Here is a 10,825-nt window from a genome sequence, read left to right as displayed (position 1 = left end):
GATCAAATGGGCAGAACTCTGCGCAACCGCAGTCATCATCCTCGCCCCCATCGTGCTGTTCACCCTCGTCATGCAACGACCACTCGTCAAAGGCATCACCGCCGGCAGCCTCAAATCATGACCCACGCCCGAGCCATCCGCGGATGAGACTCGCCCGATCTGACCCTGAAGAATTGAGGACGAACGCCAATTGATACGGACGACGGCTTTGGTCAAAGCCGGGACACGAGAGCGGACCAGTCCGAGCGGGCAATCGCTCACCCGCGGAATCGAGTCCGCCGCGGCCATCGCGCAGGCGATCGGGGATGACCGCCGCGTTCGGCGGGGTGACTGCCGCGGTGGTTGGGCGGAGACCGACGATATGACAATCGCCTACCGCGCACGCGACTCTCGGTCAGCACAGCTCGATCGGCGACCTCTCGGGCTCCATCGACGGTCCCGCCCCTCAGCGACGTCCAGGTCGGAGCGACGTCGCATGCGCGCGCCTTCAACACGACCGTGTCGCCGAGCGTGCAGGACATCGCGAACGCTCGGGCCTTCTTCGTCGAACACGAGCGCCGTGGGCGGACACGGCCTTGACCGAAGTGACCGGCCTCGATCGTTTGGGTGGAGAGAATCGATCGCCTCGCGCGCAGCTTCAGAGCATGGCTGGGCTTCGCTCTTTGCTACCGGTTCAACCAGCACAACTTTCGTCGACCCTGAGGCAGGCAAGACCAAACTGGCGAACCTTGGACCGGTGTGGCTGGCAGCCAAGAAGGCCTCTTTGAAGCCCTCCTCCTACTCTCCGATCGAGACAGCCTGGCGCCTCCGCGTTGAACCGACCTGGGGGCGATGGGAGCTGTCGGAGATCCGTCACACCGACGTGCGAGCGTGGGTCGCAAAGCTGTCCGGCGAGGTCGGTGCGACAGTCACAATCCGCACGTTCGGCGTGCTCGCCAGCATCCTTGACGACGCCGTCTACGACGGTCTCATCGCTACAAACCCCGCTCGCGTCGCGCGCGTTGGGCTGCCGAAGAAGATGCGCGGCAAGCACGGCTACTTGACGCACTCGGAGGTGGCGCGTCTCGCTGCTGCATCAGGACCGCACATGCTCCTGGTGCTCACCCTCGCCTACACGGGGATCCGCTGGGGCGAAGCCGTTGCTCTGGAGGTCAAGGACCTCAATCTTCGCCAGAGTCGACTTCACATTGTCACGAACGCCGTGGAGGTCAACGGTACTCTTCACATCGGCAGCCCGAAGTCCAACCGTGCCCGTCGCGTTCCCGTGCCCACCTTCCTCATGCACGAGCTCGCCGCCATGGTTGCCGATCGCTCACCGCACGCGCTTGTCTTTCCCAACGAGCGCGGAAAGCATATGCGCCGGACTCGTGCAAGCAGCGGCTCGAGATCCTGGTTCAAGACGGCACTCAAACGCGCCGACCTTCCACCGATGACCCTTCACGACCTCCGCCACACCGCCGCGTCGCTCGCGGTCCAATCAGGTGCGCACGTCAAGACGATCCAGCGCATGCTCGGACACACCTCCGCTGCGATGACACTCGACGTCTACTCCGACCTCTTCGAAGACGACCTTGACGCTGTCTCAGCTGCGCTCGATGAGGCCGCGATGAAGTCAGGACTTGGTGACCTCTTTGCTCCGCCACAGAAGCCTGCGCCGCCGTCCCCGCGGCCAGCAGTAAAGGCAAGGCCGCCGATCAACTCGCACGGGATCGGCCTAACCTGACGCACTCAGGCCACAGCCGTCCTGGAAGCACCCAACCCCCGTCCGCGGGTGGCGTTGTCGGCTGCGAGCATGCCGCCCGTACGCACTGCTTTGGGCCGCCGAAGAACACCTGAGACGCATTCTTTACGCAGTTCTTACGCAAGTCGCGGAGCCGGCGGTTTGACCACGGTCGCGATCCCAGTATTTGCAAGGGATCGGAGCGGGTGACGTGTGGCGGAGACGGAGGGATTTGAACCCTCGGTCCCCATAAGGGGACTCCACCTTAGCAGGGTCAAACGGCCCGAACCCCTGGCCGACCCCGCATCGCCCATTTCACCGCGGAATCACGCGAGTTTTCAAGACTGATCTGGCTCTTTTTGATGTCAATCCAATCGCTCGCAACGCACTCCACACACTCGGCACTCATGATTGCTCCCGTTCCTCAGCATGCTCGGGGTCACCTGGGGGTCACCCCACGCGAGACCGTATCCACCCTGCGCCCGAACGAGCCAACCCCGCGGCACGCATCGATTGCACTCGACGGATCCCCTCTTGCGGGCAGCGTTCACTGATGGCTCCGCGTTGTGCGTGAGCGCTACGTTCGAGGCATGGACGATCGGGACAACGCGTAGGCGCGGCCCCCGACGGCGCGCGCATCGTCGTGGGTGAAGCGCGGGAACGACAGCGACCACTCTTCGTCCACGAGGTCGTCGAGTTCGGTGTCCGGCATTGTTCTCTTTGCTTGTTCGCTTCGCCTGCAACGAGCAACTCTGCCGCTCAGGGCGCGGTTGTCACCTCGATGCGCGTTGCGAGCGCCGCATCCGACGACCCCCCGATGAACACGTCGAAGGCTCCGGCCTCGACGTCGAAGCCTGGCGTGAGGTGCGACTCCGACCAGAAGGCGAGGTCCTCGAAGCAGAGATGGAACGACACCGACCGCGACTCTCCCGCCTCCAGGTGCACCTGGGAGAACTTTCGCAGCACTCGGATCGGCTGCACGCGATGGGCGACGAGGTCGTGCACGTAGAGTTGCACGATCTCGTCTCCCGCACGCTCGCCGACGTTGGTCACGGTGATCTCCAGACCGAACGTTGCCCCGTGCCGCAGACTGTCGAGGGACAGCGTCTCGGTCGACACGCGTGCTTCCGAGTACTCGAACCGGGTGTAGGTGAGGCCGTGTCCGAAAGGGAGCAGAGGCCCGAGGTCGAGGTCGAGGTACTTCGAGGAGTACTTGTCGTCGACGTTGTTGGGACCGTGGAGGGCCGGGTCCCACTTCGTCGGTTCCAGCTGGCCGCCGACGGTTGCGGGGCGTCCCGTGTTCTCGTGGCTGTAGAAGATCGGCACCTGGCTGCTGCTCCGGGGCAGCGATACGGGCAGCTTGCCGGACGGCGCGGTGCGCCCCGTAAGCGCGGAGACGATCGCGTGCGGTGCCTCGGTTCCGAGGTGCCAGGCCTGCAGCACGGCCGGCGCCCGATGAAACCATTCGCTCAGCGCGAGTGGCCGACCACTCTCAATGACCACGATGAAGGGCACCCCTGTGTCTGCGATGGCATGGATGAGCGCCTCCTGCTGGCCGGGTAGGCGCAGGTCGCTTCGCGACGCGGCCTCGCCCGAGAGGTTGCTCGGCTCGCCGACGAACACGACGACCAGATCGCTCTCCGAGGCCCGCGAAGCCGCCTCCGCGGCAAGCGACGGTTCGTCTCCCCCGAGGAACGTCGCGCCCAGGCTCAGCATGACCTCCGTCTCGGGGAGTCGGCGACGCAGCTCGTCCACGATGCTCCCCGACGGAGTGGCGAACGACTGAACCCAGGCCCCGAGGTGATCGGTGCTGTTCGCGTGGGGGCCGGTGACCAGGATTCGCCTGGGCTCGGCGAGAGGCAGCAGTGCGTCGTCGTTCTTGAGCAGCACCATCGATGACGCCGCGACGTCACGGGCGATCTGACGGTGTTCGGGGGTCGCCTCGAGGATCTCGCGTTCGGGATCGACGTACGGGTCGTCGAAGAGTCCGAGGGCGACCTTCAGTGTCAGGACCCGACGAACGGCGTCGTCGACGACCGTGGGCGAGAGCTCCGCGTCGGTGAGGACGTGGATGCCGTCCTTCACCAGGTTGCCTCCCATCTCGACCGTCAATCCCGCGCGGAAGGCGAGGAGGAGTGCTTCGGAGGGGTTTGCCGCGACCCCATGCGGGATCAGGTTCATGACTCCGTCCGCATCCCCGACGACGACGCCCTCGAACCCCCACTCCTCCCGCAGCACCTCGGTGAGCAGGCGCCCGTTGGCGTGCACGGGAACGCCGTCGATGGTGTTGAACGCCGCCATGACGGTCGCGGCGCCGGCCTCGAGCACTGCCTTGAAGGGCGGGAGGTAGGTGTTTCGGAGGCGGTACTCGGACATGTCGGTCGTGTTGTAGTCGCGACCGCCCTCTGCGTGGCCGTAGCCGACGAAGTGCTTCGCGCACGCGGCGATGGCGCCGGCCGCGGCCAGGTCGTCGCCCTGGTACCCCCGCACCATCGCCGCGCCGAAGGTGCTGTTGAGGAGGACGTCCTCCCCGAAGCCCTCCACCACGCGCCCCCACCGCGGGTCGCGCGAGACGTCCACCATCGGGGAGAAGGTCCAGTTCACGCCCCCGGATGCCGCCTCCCGGCCGGAGATGCGGGCGACGACCTCCGCCAGCTCCGGTTGGAAGCTGGCGGCGAGAGCGAGCGGTGTCGGGAAGATCGTCCGCTGGCCGTGGATGACGTCGAGACCGACGAGCAGCGGGATACCGAGCCGCGTGTGCGTCACCGCGTGGCGTTGCATCGCGTTGGTCGCCTCGGCGCTGCCCTGCCAGAAGATGCAGCCCATGCCGGCAGAGACGAGGTCGCGCGTGCGTCCCGCATCCGGGTGATAGGTGATCTGCAGCTGCCCGAGCTTCTCCTGCCAGGTCATCCGGGCGAGGAGGTCGTCGACGAACTGGTCATTCACGAGGGTTTCCTTTCGAGACGATCGCGGGGCCGTCGACCGACCACGGGTGCAGCGTGGCATAGCGGTACCACGTCAGTTCTTCCATGAGCCACAGATCCCGCTCGGACGAGCGCGAGTACCGTGCGAGCAGGCTTCCCCGCTGATGTTCGACCTGTCCGGGACCGCGGGGTGCGATGACGGTGACGCTGGCGAAGACATCCGCCGAAAGCAGCCCCTCGCCCACGTGGACGACCGGCGAGGTGGCGAGGATGAAGCCGGATGCCCCGTGTCCACTCGAGGCCAGCATCTGGCGGGCCGCTGACGCGGCCGAGGCGCTGATGTCGGCATCCGTCAGCACGTCCAGACCGCGTTCGTTGTAGCCGTGGCAGAGGCCCATCAGCGAGTTCCGGAGCTCCAATGTCAGCAGGGTGCGTGGGGAGACTCCCTCATCGGACACCCCTCGCACCCCCGCCGGGACGGTGACCCACGACTGCCGGTCGGCGAGGTGCTGCTCGAGATGCGGATCCGGCTCGCGCCGCCACGGTGTGGTGGACAGGAGGGGTCGCCACGCCAGCCGACGGAACTTCCACACGCCGTCGTGGAGCGCGAACTCGTTGTCGTAGGACCCGACGACGTAGCGGAGCGTCGGGCCCTTTCCGTCTTCCTCGGCGTGCGATGCCACCGTCCCCAACGTCGTCCATGACGCCCGAACCACTCCGCTGCGGTCCTCCGGGCGGATGTACTGCGTGGCAGGAAGGTGATTGCGCCACTGACCGGTGGGACCCATGTCGTCCAGCAGCACCTCTGCCTCCGGGCACAGCAGGTCGTCGATCTCGGCAGTTCGACCGGACTGCGAGAGCAGCAGCATCCGGCTCTGCGCGAACTGCACTCCGTAGAGGATGCTCGGTTTCATCGTGCGGACGCACCTCCTCGGGGAAAGGGATGCTCCACGAGGTGCATCTCGCGGCGGGTGGCGTAGGTGTCGTCCCTCTCGGCGTCCCAGACCCAGATCGGCTGCGCCATCATGAACCGCGCGTGCAGTTCTCGGATGCGCCACGCGCCGTGCTCCCTGACGAGGAGGTCGTCCCAGATCTCGAAGGCGGCCCGCACCGAGTACGGCGGTGAGAAGAGCTCCGGCGAGAAGTTGAGCACCAGGTAGCCGAACGTGGGAGCGATGATCCGTGCCTGCGCGCGGTCATCTTCGATATCGATCAGCGGCGTGCAGATCTGCCATCCCGTGTGGAAGGAGTCCTCCCGCGGTGAGACCTTCGCAAGGTCGGAGAACTTGCGGCGGATGTCGTCGAAACCCGTCACCGTGTCGCCGGCGATGTCGAAGAGCGGATCCGTCTGGCTGAAGATGTGGGGGATCTCCTCGTGCCGGTGGACGGCGTACGCCTGTTCGTAGAAGTACTTGAGCTGCTCGATCTCCAGCACGTCATCCGCATTCATCGGCGGCGTCGTTCCCCCAGTGGGGCCGCCACGTTCGGACAGGCTCACGCGGGCAGCAGTCGTTCGGAGAGGAATGCCACCGCGCGCTCGAGCTGCGGCATCGGGTCCACGTCATCGAAGACGTGTCCTGCCCCAGGGACCATCACAACCTCCACCGGTACGCCGGCGTCGATGAGCAGGTCGGCGAGGACCGTGGACTGCTGCGGCGGCACGGCCCTGTCTGCTTCCCCGTGGATGAAGAGGAAGGGCGGCGAGGTCGGGGTGACGTGATGGGTCGGCGAGACGACGCGGTGTCCCTCCTCCCGATCGTAGGGAGAGCCGTCCAGCAGGACGTCGATGGGCGGCGCGAGGATCTCGCCGAACTGCTCGAGCATGATGCGCTTGACGGGCTCGGGCAGGTTGTCCTGCGAGGGCATGGTGGCGACGTCGGTCACGGGGTAGAAGCAGACGGCCGCCGCGACGCTGCTGTCACCCGTGGGAACACCGATGGTCCCTTCGAGGTCGGGGTCTCCGGCGATCGTGGCGCACAGTGCCGCCAGGTGCCCGCCCGCGGACTCCCCCCAGACGGCGACCCGTTCGCGGTCCAGGCCGAGGTCGTCCGCGTACGCCCGCAGATAGCGGATCGCCGCCTTGGCGTCGTGCAGCTGAGCGGGAAACGCGGCCTCCCGGGCGTGCCGGTAGTCGATCGTCGCGACCGCGATGCCGGCGTCGATCAGGAGCTGATCTACGGAGCCGATCGGCCAGTTGGGGGGAAGGAGCGCGCGGCCGCCGAACATCCAGGCACCACCATGGATCCACACCACAACGGGCACCGGAGCATCTGCGGCGGCGCCGTGCGGGACGTGGAGGTCGAGCTGCAGGTTCCGATATCCGATGGGCGCTGCGTAGGTGATCCCGGCGAAGGTGTCGGCTCCGCGGGGCCGTGGAGCCCGCACCGTGGGTGGGTAGAACGGAGGGACGAACCCGTTCTGCATGGCGGGGGCGGTCAGCTGGGACGGCGAAATGGTCATGATGTCCTGATGGGTCGTCGGTGAGGGCAGTATCTGCCGTCAGCGCACAGCCGTGATCGATTCGGTCTGCGAGCTGAGGAATGTCCGACGCTCCTCGCGACGGACTCTCTGCTGAGCGGGGTCGGCGATCGGTGCCGCCAAGAGCAGCGCGCGGGTGTACGGATGCTGCGGATCCGAGATCACATCCTCCGTGGGACCCGACTCGACGATGCGGCCTGCGCGCATGACGGCCACGGTGTGGCTGACGTGGCGGACGACGTCGAGGTCGTGCGTGACGAAGAGAAGGGCGACGCCGAGACGATCCTGGATCTCCTGGAACAGCGCCAGCACGCGCGACTGAGTGGACTGATCCAGCGCGCTGACGGGTTCGTCGCACACGATCAGCCGAGGCTCACGGCAGAGCGCTCTGGCGATGGCGATGCGCTGTCGCTGCCCGCCGGAGAACTCGCGCGCATAGCGATTGCCGGAGTTTGACGGCAGGTGCACCTGATCCAGCAGCTCGCGAACGCGCCGATTCGCATCATTGCGGGAGGTCCCTGTCACGAGAAGCGGCTCGGTCAGGATGTCGGCCACCGTCATCGCGGGATTGAGCGAGGTGTACGGGTCCTGGAAGACGACTTGGATGTCGCGGCTCAGCGCCCGACGCTCACGCGCCCGGATCCGCGCGATGGAGCGACCATCGAATCGGACGTCACCTGCGGTGACGGGGGCGAGTCCGAGGACGGCGCGGCCGATGGTCGTCTTCCCGGAGCCGGACTCGCCGACCAGCCCGAGGGTCTCACCGGGCCGGATCTTCAGGCTGACGCCGTGGAGAGCGCGGAACCCCCCGCGCCGGAACCGGCCGGGGTATTCCACCACCAGATCCTCAACGACCAGGAGGTTCTCATTGGCATCGTGTGCAGCGTTCATCGGTCGCTCCCTCCGTGCTCACCGGGCGGTTCGTCGGACGCGGCGACTGCCGATCCATCGCTGGGATCGGCGGAGGCGAGAGCCGAGTTGAGCAGCATTCGCGTGTACTCGTGCCGGGGAGCGGCGAAGAGCTCCGCGACGGCTGCCTCCTCGACGATCTCGCCGGCGCGCATGACGGCGACGCGGTCGCAAATGTCGGCGACCACCCCGAGATTGTGGGTGACGAGCAGGACACCCATCTCCCTCTCGGTCTGCAGGCTGCGCAGCAGCTCGAGGACGTCCGCCTGCACCGTGACGTCAAGCGCCGTGGTGGGCTCGTCGGCGATCAGCAGCTTGGGGTTGCACGAAACGGCCCCGGCGATCAGAACGCGCTGCGCCATTCCGCCCGAAACCTCATGGGGGTACGAATGGAACACCCTCTCGGGATCCGGTATGCCGACGCGAGCCAGGAGCCGGAGCGCTTCGTCCTTGGCCTCCCGCCTCGACAGGCCGAGGTGCTGCCGCATGGGCTCCGTGAGCTGGAAACCGATGCGGAACGCCGGGTCCAGGTTGCTCATGGGCTCCTGGGGGATGTAGCCGATGCCGATGCCGCGGAGGGCGTTGCGCTGCACGGAATCCAGGAAGAGGAGGTCCACACCGTCGAACGCCAGGGTCGCCGCACTGAGAGTGGCCTCCTCCGGGAGCAGTCCGAGAATCGAGAAGGCCGTCTGCGACTTGCCAGACCCGGATTCCCCGACCAGTCCGAGGACGGTGCCGCGCTCGAGTCGCAGGGAGACGCCGTTCACGACGACGGCCTCGGACTCGTCCGGACGAGGGTAAGACACCTTCAGGTCGTCGACGATGAGGAGGGCCCGATCGGCGCCCGCGCGGGCACCCGTGGGCGAGGCATCCGTCTTCTCCCGCGTCTGCGCGCGGGCGGCGGCCTGTCGGCGGGTGACCTTCGCGCGGCGTCGGTCGGCGGGTGTGGTGTCGCCGGCCAGCGCATCGCGCAGTCCGTTTCCGATGAGCGTGAAGGCGACCACCGTCAGCACGAGGGCGACGCTCGGCCAGCTCAAGAGCCAGGGAGCGTTGTAGACGTTCTGGGTGGCGTCGGAGAGCATCATTCCCCAGCTGGCGCGATCAGCCGACCCCAGCCCGAGGAATGCGATTCCCGCTTCGATTCCGATTCCGGCACCGGCCAGGAGGGCGGCGTAGATGATGGTGGGCTTTATGACGACCGGCAGGATGTGGCGGCGCATGATGCGGGTGTCGGTCAGGCCGGAGACCTTCGCCGCGTCCACGTACAGCTCCTCGCGCACGGCCCGGACAGAGCTGCGGATGAGGAGGAACACGGTCGGGGCGATCAGGACACCGAACACCGCCAGCGCGAGGGCCGAGCTGCGCCCGACCCGTGCGAGGACCACCAGGAGCACGACGATCGCAGGTAGCGAGAGAAGGGCGCTGCTCACCCATGTGCTGATCCCGTCGACGGCGCCCTGCCGATATCCGGCGAGCAGGCCGAAGGGCACACCGATCAGCACGCTCACGCCGATCACGATCACGGCGCTCTGGAGACTCGTCTTTGTGCCATAGATGAGATTCGCCAGGACGTCCCGGCCCAGTCCGTCGGTGCCGAGCAGATGCCCGGGAGAAAGCGGCGGTGCCAGCACGTTGGTGAGATCGCTCACCATGGGGTCGTATGGGGTCAGCAGGGGTGCGCAGATCGCGACGATGAGGAGAACGCCGACGAAGACGAGCGAGATGACGGCCGCCGGTTCGCGAAGGAGACGGCGGATGACGCCCGGGCGCCGCTCGTCTTCCTCCGTGAGCTGCATGCCGGTCGCGGCATCGGTGACAAGATCGGCGCTCATGAGACACGTACCTTCGGATTGATCCATCCCTGCGCGATGTCGACGATCAGGTTGACGAGGACGACGAGGACGACGGTCACGGCGACGACACCGAGGACGACCGGGAGGTCACCACGGGATGCTGACGTGTTCGCCTGAGTTCCGATCCCCGGGATGTTGAAGACCCTCTCCACGATCACGGACCCGGAGATGGCGATGATGAAGGTCAGCGAGATCGTGGTCAGCGCGGGCCCCGCGGCATTCCGGAGAGTGTGTCGCAGCAGCACGCTGCGATCGGACAACCCTCGACTGCGGAGCGTCCGGACGTAGTCCTGTCGGAGGACGTCGATCATCGATCCGCGCACTTGCAGGGCGATCGAAGCAATCGAGGCGAGTGCGAGCGCGGTGACCGGAAGAACGATCGATGCTAGCCAATCCGAGGGCGAGGCGGCGAACGAGGTGTAGCCGGTAGCGGGGAACAGACCGAGCTGCACGGCGAAGACGACGGCAAGCACGATCGCGACGAGGAACGCGGGCACGGCCTGGATGACGGTCGAGAAGAACTGGAGACCGCGGTCGACGGCACCCCGGCGGGTGGCGGCGACGACGCCGATGACCGTGCCGATCACCGTCGACACGAGAATGGCGCCGATGACCATGGAGAGCGTGGGCGGGAGCGCGAACCCTAGAAGCTCCGTGACCGGCTGGCTCGAGTACCAGGAGGTGCCGAGGTCGCCCGTGATCGCCGATGTGAGCCAGTTGACGTACTGCACGGCCACCGGAAGGTCGAGGCCCAGCTCCGCGCGCTTGGCTTCGACGAGCTCGGCTGAGGCCGTGGGACCGAGGATCTGGCGTGCGGGATCATTGCCGATCGCGTTCAACAGGAAGAACGTGACGGTCACGATCACGAAGAGCAGGAAGATCCCTCCGCCCACGCGCCGGAGAAGAAAGTAGAACACAGGTACTCCTTGGTGTGGGGAGGG

General features: G+C 66.7%; 9 protein-coding genes and 1 tRNA gene. 1 reads left to right on the top strand and 9 read right to left on the bottom strand.

Features of this window, described 5'->3' with window-relative positions; all coding sequences use genetic code 11:
* Positions 1-736: 736 nt before the first annotated feature.
* On the top strand, positions 737-1,723 hold the full coding sequence (locus tag ABD197_RS16560) for a tyrosine-type recombinase/integrase (protein ID WP_344056088.1): 987 nt from the start codon (positions 737-739) through the stop codon (positions 1,721-1,723).
* Positions 1,724-1,934: 211 nt separating this feature from the next.
* Here ABD197_RS16560 and ABD197_RS16555 read toward each other — a convergent pair.
* From ABD197_RS16555 to ABD197_RS16515, 9 genes are all read right to left on the bottom strand, one after another.
* Positions 1,935-2,023: transfer RNA gene (locus ABD197_RS16555), tRNA-Ser, on the bottom strand.
* Positions 2,024-2,297: 274 nt separating this feature from the next.
* Entirely contained in the window at positions 2,298-2,432 is a 135-nt protein-coding gene (locus tag ABD197_RS16550) for a heme-degrading domain-containing protein (RefSeq protein ID WP_344056087.1), read from the bottom strand.
* A 47-nt stretch (positions 2,433-2,479) separates the two neighbouring features.
* Positions 2,480-4,666 carry a glycoside hydrolase family 3 N-terminal domain-containing protein gene (locus ABD197_RS16545; RefSeq protein ID WP_344056086.1) on the bottom strand — a complete coding sequence of 729 codons (2,187 nt, stop codon included), beginning with the start codon at positions 4,664-4,666 and terminating at the stop codon, positions 2,480-2,482.
* A complete protein-coding gene (locus ABD197_RS16540; RefSeq protein ID WP_344056084.1) occupies positions 4,659-5,558 on the bottom strand; it encodes a hypothetical protein in 900 nt (299 codons plus the stop codon). Before ABD197_RS16540 ends, ABD197_RS16545 begins: the two co-directional genes overlap by 8 nt.
* Positions 5,555-6,094, bottom strand: coding sequence for a nuclear transport factor 2 family protein (locus tag ABD197_RS16535; RefSeq protein ID WP_344056083.1), 540 nt, complete (start codon positions 6,092-6,094; stop codon positions 5,555-5,557). Before ABD197_RS16535 ends, ABD197_RS16540 begins: the two co-directional genes overlap by 4 nt.
* A 44-nt stretch (positions 6,095-6,138) precedes the next feature.
* A complete protein-coding gene (locus ABD197_RS16530) occupies positions 6,139-7,104 on the bottom strand; it encodes an alpha/beta fold hydrolase (RefSeq protein ID WP_344056081.1) in 966 nt (321 codons plus the stop codon).
* Between the two features lie 39 nt (positions 7,105-7,143).
* Entirely contained in the window at positions 7,144-8,013 is an 870-nt protein-coding gene (locus ABD197_RS16525; RefSeq protein ID WP_344056080.1) for an ATP-binding cassette domain-containing protein, read from the bottom strand.
* Positions 8,010-9,863, bottom strand: a complete 1,854-nt coding sequence (locus ABD197_RS16520) for a dipeptide/oligopeptide/nickel ABC transporter permease/ATP-binding protein (protein WP_344056079.1) — start codon at positions 9,861-9,863, stop codon at positions 8,010-8,012. Before ABD197_RS16520 ends, ABD197_RS16525 begins: the two co-directional genes overlap by 4 nt.
* The gene (locus ABD197_RS16515; RefSeq protein WP_344056078.1) at positions 9,860-10,801 is read right to left on the bottom strand and encodes an ABC transporter permease; all 942 of its coding nucleotides are present in this window, start codon (positions 10,799-10,801) and stop codon (positions 9,860-9,862) included. The genes ABD197_RS16520 and ABD197_RS16515 overlap by 4 nt, the downstream gene beginning before the upstream one ends.
* Positions 10,802-10,825 lie beyond the last annotated feature (24 nt).

The organism is Microbacterium lacus (assembly GCF_039531105.1).
Lineage (GTDB): Bacteria > Actinomycetota > Actinomycetes > Actinomycetales > Microbacteriaceae > Microbacterium > Microbacterium lacus.
This window is presented reverse-complemented; position numbering and strand designations above follow the sequence as displayed.

Excerpts from the sequence above, each read along its gene's own strand:
- ABD197_RS16530 (WP_344056081.1), bottom strand. The coding sequence starts at position 7,104 with ATGACCATTTCGCCGTCCCAGCTGACCGCCCCCGCCATGCAGAACGGG.
- ABD197_RS16540 (WP_344056084.1), bottom strand. The coding sequence starts at position 5,558 with ATGAAACCGAGCATCCTCTACGGAGTGCAGTTCGCGCAGAGCCGGATG.
- ABD197_RS16535 (WP_344056083.1), bottom strand. The coding sequence starts at position 6,094 with ATGAATGCGGATGACGTGCTGGAGATCGAGCAGCTCAAGTACTTCTAC.
- ABD197_RS16525 (WP_344056080.1), bottom strand. The coding sequence starts at position 8,013 with ATGAACGCTGCACACGATGCCAATGAGAACCTCCTGGTCGTTGAGGAT.
- ABD197_RS16550 (WP_344056087.1), bottom strand. The coding sequence starts at position 2,432 with ATGCCGGACACCGAACTCGACGACCTCGTGGACGAAGAGTGGTCGCTG.
- ABD197_RS16520 (WP_344056079.1), bottom strand. The coding sequence starts at position 9,863 with ATGAGCGCCGATCTTGTCACCGATGCCGCGACCGGCATGCAGCTCACG.